The sequence below is a fragment of the Suilimivivens aceti genome, assembly GCF_025567405.1.
Lineage (GTDB): Bacteria > Bacillota > Clostridia > Lachnospirales > Lachnospiraceae > Suilimivivens > Suilimivivens aceti.
In genome coordinates this window covers 72792-87457 of the sequence record NZ_JAOQKJ010000004.1, presented here as the reverse complement: position 1 = coordinate 87457, position 14666 = coordinate 72792, and the positions used below count along the sequence as shown (strand labels likewise).

The following is a 14666-nucleotide window of genomic DNA, read 5'->3' as shown; positions in this document are numbered from 1 at the left end:
TTTCTTTGAGTTTGAAGGGATACGGGAAGTGCCGGCAGAAGTGAGAAAAATTATTTCAAAAACCTTCTGTATGGAAAAGAGAAGGATGTGAAGGCTTGGAACAGATCAAAAGGAATAATAGAAATAAACTGGCAGCCTACCGGTTTTTCTTATATATACTGCTGATATTTGGAACAGGAATGACGACTGCATTTGGATATTATAGTCTGTGGTGCAGAATTCCGGCGACTATTATGGTGAAATCAGGTATGGAGGAAACATTTGATTTCCAGGTACCTGCCAAAGGCATTCTGTATAAGGAAGCGGTGGAAACATCGGCGGCCGGACAGAAGACGATCGCAGATAGTGGGCTGATGGTAGATTTCAGCAGACCGGTAACGATGAAAGCAGAGCAGATTGACAGCTATAAGCTGAAGGTAAGACTGTTTGGTGTCATACCGCTCAAGGATGTTTCTGTGGAAGTTATTGATGATGTCAGATTGAAACCGGTGGGAATCCCGATTGGGATATATGTGAAGACTGAAGGCGTTCTGGTGGTTGGTGTTGGGGAATTTGAGGGAGAAAGCGGGGAGAGCTGCAGTCCTGCCCATTACATTCTTCAGCCAGGGGATTATATCCTTGAGGTCAATGATGAACCGGTAAAAGGGAAAAAACAGTTTATGGAAACAGTGAGCTGTTGTGAAGGACAGAATCTGATTCTGAAGATAAAAAGAAATGAAGAGGAACTGTATGTGATGACAAAGCCGCAGCTAAATGAACAGGGAGAATATAAGCTTGGCATCTGGATCAGAGATAATGCACAGGGGGTTGGAACCATGACCTATATAGATGAAACGGGACATTTTGGAGCACTCGGACATGGGATCAATGATGTGGATACCAGCACGCTTATGGCTTTGCAGAAAGGAACACTGTATCATACGGAAATCATCGGGATCACAAAGGGAAGCAATGGATCACCAGGAGAATTGACGGGGTTTATCGAATATGATGACAGAAATATTCTGGGAACCATAACGGAAAATACGACAAGAGGGATCTTTGGTGTCTGCTCTCCGGATATTGCAGGTGAGGAGCAGGAAGCCCTTCCTGTAGGACTGAAGCAGGAGATCGAGGCTGGTCCTGCACAGATACGCTGTTCTATTGGTGGTGATATTGAAAACTATGAAGTAGAGATCACGGATATCAATCTCGGAAATGATAATATCAACAGGGGAATTGTCCTGCAGATCACAGACGAGAGGCTGTTATCTGAAACAGGTGGGATCGTACAGGGAATGAGCGGCAGTCCGATCATCCAGAACGGAAAGATCATCGGTGCTGTCACTCATGTTCTTGTACAGGATTCCACAAAGGGATATGGTATCTTTATTGAACGGATGCTGGAGAAAAACTGATTAGATTCTTTTTACCAGATCCGCAACAAGGCGGGCAGAATGTCTGGCAGCTGCCTCTTCAAACACAGGATAGTCTACTTCTGCTGAGCCGTCCGCCTTGTCTGAGATTGCACGGATGATAACAAAGGGAATATGGTTCAGATAAGCACTCTGGGCGATGGAAGCACCTTCCATTTCAGCACAGTCACCGTGGAAGACCTGGATCAGGCGTTCCTTTACCTTAGAGGAGGAGATAAACTGATCTCCACTGACAACACGTCCAAGATGAACCTGCAGATCCGGATTTACTTCCCTGCAGGAAGCAATGGCAAGGGAGGCAAGCTGATCATCAGCCACAAATTCACAGATGCCAAGCTGGGGTACCTCGCCTGGCCTGTAACCAAAGATGGTAGCATCCACATCATGATGCATGGCGTCCCTTGATACCAGAATATCTCCGATATCCAGTGCGGCATTTAAGGAACCGGCAACACCGGTATTGATGATATGTGTTACAGTAAATTTATCTGTGAGGATCTGTACGCAGAGGGCGGCATTGACCTTGCCTACACCGGAACGTACGATAACGACAGCAGCGTCATTTAAAGTACCTTCATAAAAGTCCATGCCGGCACAGGTGGTAACAGAGGAAACGGTCATGGCTTCCTTCAGTGTGCTGACTTCCAGCTCCATGGCTCCGATGATTCCGATTTTTTTCATATGTCTATAGTCCTTTCTGTATTTGCTTTGAAAATTTATTCCGGATAGATCAGACGGTCTTCCCTGATCCCGTATAAAACCTGATCCAGATATTTCCTGGCGAGATAGTTTGCCATGGAAAGGTTCATGTCCAGATAGTTGCCGCAGTCTCTTTTTGCAGCGCCGGGTACTTCACCTTTAAAATCTCTGACAAATTCAAATAATTCTGTTACAAGAGGAACTACCTCTTTTGAACTATAATCCCCTGCAAGAAGCATATAAAAGCCGGTACGGCATCCCATGGGACCAAAGTAAATGGTCTTGTCTTTAAAAACGGGATGGTTCCTGAGGAAGGTGGCACCAAGATGCTCGATCGTGTGAACCTCTGCCGTGTTCATAACAGGCTCTTCATTGGGGCTTGTCATGCGCAGGTCAAAGGTAGTGATCGTTTCAGCACCGACAGAGTCCTTACGGGAAACATAGATACCTGGCTGGAGCTTTATGTGATTGACGGTAAAACTTGCTATTTTTTCCATAGGGTTGATCCTTTCTTTTAATATGAAATATTTCACAATAATGTCCATGCCCATTATAGCGAAAAAGGGAAGGCTCCGCAACCGGAAAAGCAAGTGGGGATTAGGGATAAAATAATTATTCCAAGAGAAGGAAAAATAGAGTATAATCACCTTAAAATGGTACTGGGGTCACAAGCCACAGAAGTTAATGATAACGGGGAAGAAAAAGTTGACAGAAGAGAAATATACGATCAACAGGTATAAAAAAGAGGAACTGGCAGAACAATAGAATTTACTAGGGAGGAAATAGAACAATGGGAGAATATACTGCAAGTAAAACAAGATATCAGGAAAATGATAATACAGGCTTTTATAGAAGATGTGGAAGGAGTGGACTGAAGCTTTCTTCCCTTTCGCTGGGGTTCTGGCATAATTTTGGTACGAATGATAATTACGAGAATATGAAGCAGATGTGTTTTGCAGCCTTTGATCATGGTATTACCCACTTTGATCTTGCCAATAATTACGGACCGGTACCGGGAAGCGCAGAGAGTAATCTGGGACGGATCCTGAGGGAAGAAATGAATGCCTACAGGGATGAACTGATCATCAGTACCAAGGCAGGCTATGATATGTGGGAAGGACCTTACGGTGATTTTGGCAGCAGAAAATATCTGATCGCCAGTCTGGATCAGAGCCTGAAGCGTATGGGACTGCCTTATGTGGATATTTTTTATCATCACAGAATGGATCCAGAGACACCACTGGAAGAGACCATGGAGGCACTTGCACAGATCGTAAGGAGCGGAAAGGCATTGTATGTGGGACTTTCCAATTATGATGGAGAGACGATGGCGAGGGCAGAGAAAATACTGGATGAGATGCATTGTCCATTTGTGATCAATCAGAACAGCTATAATATCTTGAACAGAACGGTAGAGCACAACGGTATCCTGAAGCAGGGCTACATTTCCGGTAAGGGCATGATCTGCTTCTCACCACTGGCACAGGGTATGCTCACAGACAGGTATCTGAAGGATATACCGGCTGACAGCCGAGTGCTGAGGGATGGTCGTTTCCTGCACGAGGATCAGATACTTTCCACAAGACCGCTGCTGCTTAAGCTGGATGAGATCGCAGAAAGCTATGGTATGTCACTGTCAGAGCTGGCAATCGCATGGCTCTTACAGAAAAAGGAGGTTACAAGTGTCCTGATCGGAGCTTCCAGGCCGGAACAGATCCTGAAGAATCTGGAAGCAGTCAGAAAGCATGAAAAGGCTAAGCTTCCGGAGGAAGAACTTCAGAAAATAGAGGAAGCTATAAAATAATAATGACAAAAAAGGGCTTCCTATTCGGGAGCCTTTTCTGCTACAGACACATTGATGCCATTGACTTCCACCTGATCATTGATCTCAATGACAAGACAGCGTCTGCCGTCTACCATCATGGTGTTGACAAGATCGGCACGGTCAGGGTTGACCTTTACGACAACATCAGGGGTTTTGACCTCAAAGGATCTTGTGCTTGCCACATTGCTGACAAAGAGAGCCGTGTCATCACCGGCAGCAGCATCATAAAGAGCATCAAAGTCCTTCAGCTTTTCTTCTTCCACACCGCTTTTTTCAAGGAGGTTCTTGACTTCCTTTTTATCAAGAGTAAGCGGCTCAGGGATTTCTTTATGCTCTTCGATCATTTCAGCAAGGTTTTCGTGGATGTTTTTTACAACTTCATACTCGCAGTCTTCACCGAGAGTTTCCTCGATAATGGTCTGGAAGGTTTCCTTCTGGCTTCCTGCAGATAAGGGCAGAGAGCAGCCAAGGATCCCTTCTACGAACTCACTGTGTGGTTCTTCCGGGTTCTTGTTAAAGAACAGCGTGCTGTGGATATCGGTCGCTCTGTCGTTAAAGGAAGGGAAGAGAAAGCCTGTTTCCGGCATATTGACAACCCAGTCCCTGATCCGGTTATGGAATTCATTTAGGGAGGCATCATAGCTGAGACCCGGCTTTGACAGGGCTACAGGACAGATGCAGCAGAGCAGATATTCAAATACAGTATCGGAGGCGTCATCCATGGTCATGCCATCCAGCGCCTTTCCGGGAACATCATAGGCATCATGGATCAGCAGGATCAGATAGTTGCCTACATATTCGTAGGAGCCGATCACACGGTCATAAAATTCCTCCAGGAGGGCATCATCCTTCAGCTTGCTGTCACGAAGCTTTAGGAGAAATTCCTGGGTGCCGCCTTCAAGCTCTGTATCTGTCGGAAACTCCAGATTCAGCAGATTCTTGCCAATGCTTCCGGAAAGAGTTTTCCGGAGTAGTTCAAAATATTTGAAGATTTCTTCTTCAGGAAGAGAAAGAAATGCTTCCTTAAAATCAGTTTTTTTATTCTTTTCACCGTCTATATAGCAGCCGCAGATTCTGGTGATGGAGCAGCTGCTTGGGGTAAACAGTCGTTTGATCTCATTGATTTCCTGTTTGATCATAAGAATTCCTTTCTCAGTCTGCCTGATTCTGTGCTTTTAAATTCTTCTGGGCGGTGGAAAGCATCAGCTTGATACGGTTTAACTGGTTTACCTCGCTGGCACCAGGATCATAGTCGATGGCTACGATATTACTTAACGGATAGTGCTTTCTCAGCTCCTTGATAACACCCTTGCCTACGACATGGTTTGGCAGGCAGCCAAAGGGCTGTGTACATACGATGTTATTGACGCCGCTGTGGATCAGCTCGATCATTTCACCGGTCAGGAACCAGCCTTCACCGGTCTGATTGCCGATAGAAACGATTTCCTTCGCATATTCTACGGTCTGGTAGATCCGGCAGGGCGGCTCAAAGTGGACACTCTTTTCAAAGGCCTTTCTGGCACCGCTGCGCAGATATTCAAGGCCATCAATGCCAAGCCTTGAAATGAAAGCAGTTTTCTTACTCATGCCTAGCTGGTCTGCCTTGTAAATCTGGTTGTAGAAGCAGTAGAGCATGAAGTCCAGAAGATCCGGAACGACAGCTTCGGCACCTTCTGATTCCAGCAGCTCGACCAGATGGTTGTTGGCTGCAGGTGCATATTTGACAAGGATCTCACCTACTATGCCGACTCTTGGTTTCTTCCTGTCAGTGATGGGGATGGCATCGAACTCCTCAATCATCTGACGGCACATCTTCTGGAAGGTGAAGAAATTCATATGCTTTGCAGAAACAAAGGCACAGCATTTCTCAACCCATTTCTGGTGGACAGCTTCGACACTGCCGGGTTCCTTTTCATAAGGGCGCATACGGTATACACAGCGCATGAAAATATCACCAAATACGGCAGCATAGGCAGCACGCATCAGCATTTCCAGATTCAGGTGGAAGCCGGGGTTGCTTTCGATACCGGCCATGTTCAGGGAAATAACAGGAACCTGTGGCATACCGGCCTTTTCCAGGGCACGGCGGATAAAGCCTACATAGTTGGTAGCACGGCAGCCTCCGCCTGTCTGGGTCATGATGACAGCAACCTTGTTGACATCATATTTGCCGGACAGAAGGGCATCCATGATCTGACCTACTACCATAAGGGAAGGATAGCAGGCATCGTTGTTTACATATTTCAGTCCAACATCTACCGCATGGCGGTTGTCATTGGAAAGCACTTCAAAGTGATAGCCGCAGGCCTTAAAGGCAGCGGAGAGTACATCAAAGTGGATCGGAGACATCTGGGGACAGAGGATTGTATAATCCTTCCGCATCTCCTCGGTAAAGGGTACTTTATAAATAGCGGAGGAGTGGATCTCACGCTCCTGATGCTTCTGCTCCCTGACACGGATCGCAGAGATCAGGGAACGGATACGGATTCTTGCCGCTCCCAGGTTATTAACTTCATCGATCTTCAGACAGGTATAGATCTTGCCGGAACCGGAAAGAATATCATTTACCTGATCCGTAGTAACAGCATCCAGTCCACAGCCAAAGGAGTTAAGCTGGATCAGATCCAGATTGTCCACGGTTTTTACATAGCTTGCTGCAGCATAGAGTCTTGAGTGGTACATCCACTGGTCGGAAACGATCAGTGGGCGTTCCGGCTTTGCCAGATGGGAAATGGAATCCTCAGTCAGTACAGCAATATGATAGGAGTTGATAAGCTCTGGAATACCGTGATTGATCTCAGGATCGATATGGTAAGGACGGCCGGCAAGAACAATACCGCGGTTACCGGTCTCCTTCATCCATTTCAGAACCTCTTCACCCTTATGCTGCATATCCCTTCTGGCCGCTGCCAGCTCCTCCCATGCAAGATGAACTGCTTCAATAATCTCAGAAGATGGAATTTCTTTAAATTCCTTGATCAGGGCATCGGAGATCGTCTTCTCATCCTGGAAGGACATAAAGGGATTACGGAGAATGGCTTCTCCCCGCCCGATCTCCTCCACATTATTCTTGATATTTTCAGAATAAGAGGTAACGATTGGACAGTTATAGTGATTGTTTGCCTCGTCAAATTCCTTTCTTTCATAGAACAGCGCCGGGTAGAAGATAAAGTCTACCTTCTGGTCGATCAGCCACTTCACATGTCCGTGTGCCAGCTTGGCAGGATAGCATTCGGATTCACTGGGAATGGATTCAATACCAAGCTCATAGATCTTGTGCGTGGACAGTGGGGAAAGGATAACCCGGTAGCCGAGGCGTGTAAAAAACGTAAACCAGAACGGATAGTTTTCATACATGTTCAGGACTCTGGGGATACCGACATTGCCACGCTTTGCCTCGTCAGCGGGAAGCGGTTCGTAGTCAAATACCCGCTTTAGCTTATATTCAAACAGGTTTGGCATATTGTCGGCATTTTTCTGCTTGCCAAGACCTCTTTCACAGCGGTTTCCGGAAATATACTGTCTGCCGCCGGAGAATTTGTTGATGGTCAGACGGCAGTTGTTGGTACAGCCACGGCACTTTGCCATGCTGGTCTCAAACTGCAGGGAAAGGATCTTGTTCATGGGAAGCATGGTGGTTTCCTGTCCGCAGGTATACCGCTCCCTGGCAACGAGGGCAGCACCAAAGGCTCCCATGATACCGGCGATATCCGGACGGATGGCTTCGCAGTCTGCGATCTTTTCAAAGCTTCTGAGGACGGCGTCATTGTAGAAGGTACCGCCCTGTACGACGATGTTTTTTCCAAGCTCGTCAGCACTGGATACCTTGATAACCTTAAACAGGGCATTCTTGATAACAGAGTAGGCAAGTCCGGCGGAAATATCCGATACGGAGGCGCCCTCCTTCTGTGCCTGCTTTACCTTGGAGTTCATGAATACGGTACAGCGGGTACCAAGGTCAATGGGATGCTCCGCAAAGAGAGCAGTCTTCGCAAAGTCTTCTACGGTATAGTTCAGGGACTTGGCAAAGGTTTCAATAAAGGAACCGCAGCCGGAGGAGCAGGCTTCATTTAACTGCACGCTGTCTACGGTCTGATTTTTGATCTTGATGCACTTCATATCCTGACCGCCAATGTCGAGGATACAGTCTACATTGGGATCAAAGAAAGCGGCTGCATAGTAATGGGCTACCGTTTCTACCTCTCCGTCATCCAGAAGGAAAGCTGCCTTCAACAGGGCTTCGCCGTAACCGGTAGAGCAGGAGCGGACAATATGTGCCTTTTCGGGAAGCAGCTCACTGATCTCCTTCATGGAGCGGATCGCTGTCTTTAAGGGGCTTCCATCATTACTGCTGTAGAAGGAGTAAAGGAGCTTTCCTTCTTCGGAAACCAGAGCGATCTTGGTGGTGGTACTTCCGGCATCGATACCAAGGAAGCAGTTACCCTCATAGGTGGAAAGGTCAGCAGTCTCTACATGGTGGCTGGCATGACGCTTCTTGAAGGCTTCATATTCAGCCTTACTTGAAAACAGAGGCTCCATACGTTCCACCTCAAATTCCATTTTGATATTGGAAGAAAGCTTCTTCACCATTTCTTCCATGGAGTAGGAGACATCTTCTTTGGCATTCAGGGCAGAACCGATAGCGGCAAACAGATGGGAGTTTTCCAGGTCAATGGTGTGTTCCTCATCCAGCTTCAGGGTACGGATAAAGGCAGCCTTCAGTTCAGATAGAAAGTGAAGGGGACCGCCAAGGAAAGCAACGTGGCCACGGATCGGCTTGCCGCAGGCAAGTCCGCTGATGGTCTGGTTGACAACTGCCTGGAAAATGGAGGCAGAAAGGTCTTCCTTGGTAGCACCTTCATTGATCAGGGGCTGGATGTCGGATTTGGCAAATACACCGCAGCGGGCTGCAATGGTATATAATGATTGGTAATTTTTGGCATATTCATTCAGACCGGAGGCATCTGTCTGCAGAAGAGAAGCCATCTGGTCAATAAAGGAACCGGTACCGCCGGCACAGATTCCGTTCATACGCTGTTCCACATTGCCGCCTTCAAAGTAGATGATCTTGGCATCCTCACCGCCAAGCTCGATGGCAACGTCTGTTTTGGGAGCGATTTCCTTTAAGGAAGTGGCAACAGCTACAACCTCCTGTACAAAGGGAACTTTTAGATGATTGGCAAGGGTCAGACCGCCGGAGCCTGTGATCACAGGATGGACAGTCAGGTTTCCAAGCTTCTGATAGGCATCCTGAAGGAGGGAAGAAAGGGTCTCCCTGATGTTGGCAAAGTGCCTTTTGTAATCAGAAAACAGGATTTGATGCGTTTCATCTAAAATTGCGATTTTTACGGTAGTGGAACCAATGTCGATTCCAAGAGTATATGTATGGTCCATGAAAATAACCACCTTTTTCTTCTTATTTTATGTGTCCGACAAAGCTGGACATATTTAGTTATTATACGACAGCACTTTTTAAATTGCAATGTGGATAAATTAACATTTTGTTAAGAAAGGATAGTCTGTTTCTTAAATTTCTTCCGTGAGTTTACAATTTACCGGCAGAATGATAAAATGTAGCATATTAAGCTGAAAAGAAAGACCGGAGGAGCTCTTTTATGAAACCTATGAGTAATTTTGAAAAAAAATTCGGCAAATATGCCATCAGGAATATTTCCCTGGTACTGATCCTGTTTTATGCCTGTGGATATCTGATCAGCTGGATTAATCCGGTGATGCTGAATTATCTGACTTTAAATCCCTATGCGATCCTGTTTAAAGGACAGGTATGGCGTCTTGTTACCTGGCTGATCGTACCGCCGGAAAGCTTTGATTTCTTTACCCTGATCATGCTGTATTTCTATTATTCGATCGGGACCAGCCTGGAAAGGGCATGGGGAACCTACCGGTATAATGTATACCTTTTGCTTGGTATGGTCTTTACGGCGGTGGGCGCCTTTGCCATGATGGGCTTTGTTTATCTTTTCCAGGGAGAAGTGCTGGTAGCAGTTGGCGCAGAGAATTATTTCACTCTGATTTCCGGTATGTTCAGCACCTATTATGTGAATATGTCCATATTCCTTGCGTTTGCAGCAACCTTTCCGGATATGCAGGTCCTGCTGTTTTTCTTCATTCCGATCAAAGTCAAGTTCCTTGGTATTATCTACGGACTGATTCTGGTGTATAATTTTATTGCAGGCTATGGAAATCCTTACCTGACAGCAGCAAACCGTTTTGTCATAGCGGCGTCTCTGCTGAACTTTGGTGTATTTTTCTTTACCAGCAGGAGCAGGATCCATATGTCACCAAAGCAGATGAAGAGAAGACAGGAATTCAAACGGGAGGTAAAGAATTCTTCTAAGATCACAAGACACAAATGTGCGGTCTGCGGAAGGACAGAGGAAACCAATCCGGAGCTGGAGTTCCGTTTCTGCTCCAAGTGCGATGGCAATTATGAATATTGTCAGGAGCATCTGTTTACACACGTGCATGTAAAGCGTAATTCATAAAGAAGGAAGAAAAGATGGAAGAAAATCAGGAGATTTTATTTGCAAAAACACTGGAGAAGGTAAAGCGTCTTGCCAGAGAACAGTGCAACAGTATCCGGAAGGAACAGGTAGAAGAAGCGTTTCAGGTGCTGGCTCTTTCAAAAGAGCAGCTTGCCATGGTGTTTGAATATCTGGAGAAGTATCATATCACGATAGGAGAAAGCGCTGCAGAGGAGGAAGATATCCTTTCTGAAGAGGAGATCGATTATCTGGAAGAGTACAAAAAGGAACTGCTGGAGCTTCCTGTGTTTTCAGACGGAGAGAAGGATGCTTTTACGTTATCTGCCATGGCAGGAGAAACAGATGCACAGGGCAGGCTGATCCAGGTGTATCTGCCTAAGGTGGTGGAGATCGCAAAGCTTTATGCGGGGCAGGGTGTTTTTGTGGAGGATCTGATCGGAGAAGGCAACGTGGCACTTTCCATGGGTGTGACCATGCTTGGATGCCTCGAAAAGAAGGAAGAAGCCGAAGGAATGCTGATGAAAATGGTCATGGATGCCATGGAGGATTTTATCAGTGATAGCATGGAAGAAACCCAGAAGGACAATAAGGTTTTAAAAAAGGTAAACCAGGTGGCAGAGAAGGCAAGGGAGCTGTCTGAGGAGCTGCGCAGGAAGGTTACAGTAGAAGAACTGTGCACAGAGACAGGGCTGAGCGAAAAGGCAGTCAGGGATGCCATGCGTCTGTCAGGTTATACGATAGAGGATATCGAAAATCCCTCATGAGAAAGACCTGTAAAGGAGAATGGAATGGACGAGAGGCAGAGAATGGAAGAACTGCAGGATACGGACTTTAAATATGTGATGCAGGATACAGGCAATATTTATATTGGTGCCAGACTGACCTATGCGGAGCTGATGGATCAGGAGATGCTTCCCTTTAAGATGAAAACGATCATACAGCATTATTTTCTGAAGGAAACCTCGCTGGAAACTACGCTGGAAAGTGAATTTTATTACCTGGAAAAGGGCAGCTTTTTATATGAAACCTTTGCACAGCTCCGGATCAAAGTAAAGGTCAATGTACTGACAGAGAAGAAATCCCTGTTTGGAAAGAAAAAGATGGTTTACACAGAGAAGATCCTGACCCTGAAGGAACTTACGGAGATGAACCTTGCAAGGAAGAAAGCTTCCGGGATGATCATCAGGGAAATCATCGTATCAAAGCTTGGTCTTATGACCTTCAGTGTATAAAAGAAAGGATAGCATTTATGTCACAGAATCTTGAAAAATTAACAGCCTATGAAATTCTGGAAAAGAGACAGATCAAGGATCTGAATTCCGAAGGATATCTGCTGAAGCACAAAAGGACAGGAGCACATATTACCCTGTTATTAAATGATGATGAGAACAAGGTATTTTATATTGGCTTTAGGACACCGCCAAAGGACAGCACGGGGGTTGCCCATATCCTGGAGCATTCCGTACTTTGCGGTTCTAAGAATTTTCCGGTGAAGGATCCCTTTATTGAGCTTGCCAAGGGTTCCCTGAATACCTTCCTGAATGCCATGACCTATCCAGATAAGACAGTTTACCCGGTAGCGAGCTGCAATGACACAGACTTTAAGAATCTGGTTCATGTCTATCTCGATGCCGTATTTTATCCGAATATCTACAAGGAAGAGAAGATCTTCCACCAGGAAGGCTGGCACTATGAGCTGGAAAATAAGGAAGATGACCTGAAGATCAACGGTGTTGTTTATAACGAAATGAAGGGTGCCTTTTCTTCCCCGGATGATGTGGCAGAGAGAGAGATCATGAATTCCCTGTATCCGGACATCACTTACGGACTGGAATCCGGCGGAGATCCTGAGGATATCCCTGATCTTACCTATGAAGAATTTCTTTCCTTCCATCAGAGATATTATCATCCGTCCAACAGCTATATTTACCTGTACGGTAATCTGGATGCGGAAGAATATCTGACCTTCCTGGAAGAGAATTATCTGAAGGATTTTGACAGCCTTACGATTGATTCAGAGATCCGGCAGCAGGAGCCTTTTGCAGAGAAAAGGGAGATCGTAAAGGAATATTCCATTATGGAGGATGAACCTGTCAGGGAGAACACCTATCTGACCTATAATGTTTCCATGGGAAGCAGCCTTGACAGAAAGCTGTATGCGGCAATGGATATTCTTGACTATGTGCTCTGTTCTGCACCGGGAACACCGGTAAAGCAGGCTCTGATTGATGCAGGGATCGGCAAGGATGTTTACAGCACCATGGAAAATGGGATTGCACAGCCCTACTTCAGTATCGTAGCCAAGAATGCGGATGAAGACCAGAAGGAAGCCTTTGTTTCCGTGATCGAGGATACTCTGAAAAAGCTGGTGGAGGAAGGTATCGACAGAAAGGCACTGCAGGCGGCTGTCAATTACTTTACCTTCAAATACAGAGAAGGGGATTTTGGCTCCTATCCGAAAGGACTGATGCTTGGTCTGCAGGCAATGGACAGCTGGCTGTATGATAAGAAAGAGCCTTTTATGCATATCGAGGCCAATCAGACCTATGAGGAGCTGAAGGAGGCTATTACAGAGGGCTATTATGAGGAGCTGATTGACAGATATCTGCTGAAGAATCCGCATAAGACGATCCTTACCGTAAAGCCGGTACAGGGACTGACCACAAGGAAGGATGAAGCCCTTCATGACAGACTTCAGGCATATAAGAATACACTTTCCGAAGAAGAGGTTCTTGCTATTGTGGAGAATACAAAAGCACTCCGGGAATATCAGGAGGCACCTGATACGAAGGAAGCGTTAGAGACGATCCCTCTTCTGAAACGGGAGGACATGAAGAAAGAGGCCACTCCTTATATCAATGAAGAAAGAAAGCTGGCAGGAAGTACCCTGCTTGTGCACGATATCTTCACCAATGGGATCGCTTATATCAAGCTTTTATTTGATCTGAAACAGGTGCCGGCAGAGCTGTTCCCTTACGTTGGTATCCTGAAAAGTGTTCTGATGGGTGTCAACACAGAGCATTACAGCTATGGAGAGCTGTTTAATGAGGTCAACTGCAAAACCGGTGGGATTGATGTACAGGCAGGAACCTATGGCAATGCAAAAGATCTTTCAAAGTTCCTGGCTACGCTGGAGATCAAGACCAAAGTATTTTATGAAAACAGGGATGAGGCACTTGACCTGATCAGGGAGATCCTGCTGACATCTGATTTTACAGATGATAAGAGGCTGAAGGAGATCATTGCCGAGTGCAGAAGCCGGATGCAGGCTTCCATGACAGGATCAGGACATACTGTTGCTGCACTGCGTGCACTTTCCTATTTCTCCCCGACAGCAGCCTGTGCACAGCAGCTTTCCGGTATGGTACAGTGTAGACTCCTGGAAGATCTGGACAGCAGCTTTGAGGAGAAAAAGGAATTCCTGAAAAAGAACCTGAAGGCACTGATCCATTATATTTTCCGTCCGGAAAACCTTCTGATTGACTATACAGGCACGGAAGAAGGACTTGCCGGTATTGAAGAGAAAATCGCAGAGTTCAGAAGTACTCTTTTCACAGACGAGGTATCAGGAACTCCTTATGTACCGGAGCTTTCGAAGAAAAATGAAGCCTTTATGACAGCCGGACAGGTACAGTATGTATGTCGTGCCGGCAACTTCCTGAAAAAGGGACTTCCCTTTACAGGAGCACTGAAGGTTTTAAAGGTCATGATGGGCTATGAATATCTGTGGACGCAGGTCAGGGTAAAGGGAGGAGCCTACGGATGTATGTGTACCTTTTCAAGAAGCGGAGATTCCTACTTTGTTTCCTATAGGGATCCGAACCTCGAAAAGACCATTGAAACCTATCAGGAAGCTGCTGATTATGTGAAGAATTATGTGGCTGATGAAAGAACGGTAACACAGTTTATCATAGGTGCGGTCAGTGAACTGGATACACCTATGACACCAAAGGGCAGAGGAAATTATTCTCTTGCAGGGTATCTGACCGGTCTTACGATGGACAGGATCCAGCAGGAGAGGGATGAGCTGCTGGCAACTACAGCAGAAACGATAAAGGGACTTTCCTGTTATATCGAAGCCTTTATGAAGGATGACTGTCTCTGCGTAGTAGGAAACGGAGAGAAGATAAAGGAAGAGAAGAAACTGTTTCTTTCTGTGGATCAGCTGTTCCATTAAAGGGATCAGCTTCCCGGAAGGAAGTAAATGCAAAGGAGGGGAAA

General features: G+C 46.1%; 11 protein-coding genes. 7 read left to right on the top strand and 4 right to left on the bottom strand.

Features of this window, described 5'->3' with window-relative positions; genetic code table 11:
* The first annotated feature begins 95 nt into the window (after positions 1-95).
* The gene (gene spoIVB, locus OCV77_RS05630; protein ID WP_262573976.1) at positions 96-1397 is read left to right on the top strand and encodes a SpoIVB peptidase; all 1302 of its coding nucleotides are present in this window, start codon (positions 96-98) and stop codon (positions 1395-1397) included.
* Here spoIVB and OCV77_RS05625 read toward each other — a convergent pair whose 3' ends face one another.
* Both OCV77_RS05625 and OCV77_RS05620 read right to left on the bottom strand, forming a co-directional pair.
* Positions 1398-2096 (bottom strand): 5'-methylthioadenosine/adenosylhomocysteine nucleosidase, encoded by a 699-nt coding sequence (locus tag OCV77_RS05625; RefSeq protein WP_262573974.1) that lies wholly within the window; start codon positions 2094-2096, stop codon positions 1398-1400.
* A 35-nt stretch (positions 2097-2131) separates the two neighbouring features.
* A complete protein-coding gene (locus OCV77_RS05620; RefSeq protein WP_262573972.1) occupies positions 2132-2611 on the bottom strand; it encodes an S-ribosylhomocysteine lyase in 480 nt (159 codons plus the stop codon).
* 93 nt (positions 2612-2704) lie between these two features.
* Here OCV77_RS05620 and OCV77_RS05615 point away from each other — a divergent pair, with 93 nt between their 5' ends.
* Together OCV77_RS05615 and OCV77_RS05610 are read left to right on the top strand one after the other, a co-directional pair.
* Positions 2705-2854 (top strand): hypothetical protein, encoded by a 150-nt coding sequence (locus OCV77_RS05615; RefSeq protein WP_262573971.1) that lies wholly within the window; start codon positions 2705-2707, stop codon positions 2852-2854.
* Between the two features lie 50 nt (positions 2855-2904).
* Positions 2905-3918, top strand: coding sequence for an aldo/keto reductase (locus tag OCV77_RS05610; RefSeq protein WP_262573970.1), 1014 nt, complete (start codon positions 2905-2907; stop codon positions 3916-3918).
* Positions 3919-3938: 20 nt separating this feature from the next.
* Here OCV77_RS05610 and OCV77_RS05605 read toward each other — a convergent pair whose 3' ends face one another.
* Together OCV77_RS05605 and OCV77_RS05600 are read right to left on the bottom strand one after the other, a co-directional pair.
* Positions 3939-5078 carry a DUF4317 domain-containing protein gene (locus OCV77_RS05605; RefSeq protein WP_262573968.1) on the bottom strand — a complete coding sequence of 380 codons (1140 nt, stop codon included), beginning with the start codon at positions 5076-5078 and terminating at the stop codon, positions 3939-3941.
* A 13-nt stretch (positions 5079-5091) separates the two neighbouring features.
* Positions 5092-9333 carry a 2-hydroxyacyl-CoA dehydratase gene (locus OCV77_RS05600; protein WP_262573967.1) on the bottom strand — a complete coding sequence of 1414 codons (4242 nt, stop codon included), beginning with the start codon at positions 9331-9333 and terminating at the stop codon, positions 5092-5094.
* Positions 9334-9554: 221 nt separating this feature from the next.
* On the opposite strand from OCV77_RS05600, the gene OCV77_RS05595 reads away from it, so the two are divergent.
* The 4 genes from OCV77_RS05595 to OCV77_RS05580 are packed head-to-tail and all read left to right on the top strand — an operon-like array spanning position 9555 to position 14622.
* The gene (locus tag OCV77_RS05595; protein ID WP_262573966.1) at positions 9555-10445 is read left to right on the top strand and encodes a rhomboid family intramembrane serine protease; all 891 of its coding nucleotides are present in this window, start codon (positions 9555-9557) and stop codon (positions 10443-10445) included.
* Positions 10446-10459: 14 nt separating this feature from the next.
* The gene (locus tag OCV77_RS05590) at positions 10460-11209 is read left to right on the top strand and encodes a sigma-70 domain-containing protein (RefSeq protein WP_262573965.1); all 750 of its coding nucleotides are present in this window, start codon (positions 10460-10462) and stop codon (positions 11207-11209) included.
* 24 nt (positions 11210-11233) lie between these two features.
* Positions 11234-11677: a hypothetical protein gene (locus OCV77_RS05585; RefSeq protein ID WP_262573963.1), complete on the top strand. Its 444-nt coding sequence runs from the start codon at positions 11234-11236 to the stop codon at positions 11675-11677.
* A gap of 17 nt (positions 11678-11694) precedes the next feature.
* The gene (locus OCV77_RS05580; RefSeq protein ID WP_262573962.1) at positions 11695-14622 is read left to right on the top strand and encodes an insulinase family protein; all 2928 of its coding nucleotides are present in this window, start codon (positions 11695-11697) and stop codon (positions 14620-14622) included.
* Positions 14623-14666 lie beyond the last annotated feature (44 nt).

What these genes read in the sequence shown, in the direction of transcription:
- OCV77_RS05625 (WP_262573974.1), bottom strand. Translation starts at nt 2,096, where the DNA reads ATGAAAAAAATCGGAATCATCGGAGCCATGGAGCTGGAAGTCAGCACA.
- OCV77_RS05620 (WP_262573972.1), bottom strand. Translation starts at nt 2,611, where the DNA reads ATGGAAAAAATAGCAAGTTTTACCGTCAATCACATAAAGCTCCAGCCA.
- OCV77_RS05610 (WP_262573970.1), top strand. Translation starts at nt 2,905, where the DNA reads ATGGGAGAATATACTGCAAGTAAAACAAGATATCAGGAAAATGATAAT.
- OCV77_RS05605 (WP_262573968.1), bottom strand. Translation starts at nt 5,078, where the DNA reads ATGATCAAACAGGAAATCAATGAGATCAAACGACTGTTTACCCCAAGC.
- OCV77_RS05600 (WP_262573967.1), bottom strand. Translation starts at nt 9,333, where the DNA reads ATGGACCATACATATACTCTTGGAATCGACATTGGTTCCACTACCGTA.
- OCV77_RS05595 (WP_262573966.1), top strand. Translation starts at nt 9,555, where the DNA reads ATGAAACCTATGAGTAATTTTGAAAAAAAATTCGGCAAATATGCCATC.
- OCV77_RS05590 (WP_262573965.1), top strand. Translation starts at nt 10,460, where the DNA reads ATGGAAGAAAATCAGGAGATTTTATTTGCAAAAACACTGGAGAAGGTA.
- OCV77_RS05585 (WP_262573963.1), top strand. Translation starts at nt 11,234, where the DNA reads ATGGACGAGAGGCAGAGAATGGAAGAACTGCAGGATACGGACTTTAAA.
- OCV77_RS05580 (WP_262573962.1), top strand. Translation starts at nt 11,695, where the DNA reads ATGTCACAGAATCTTGAAAAATTAACAGCCTATGAAATTCTGGAAAAG.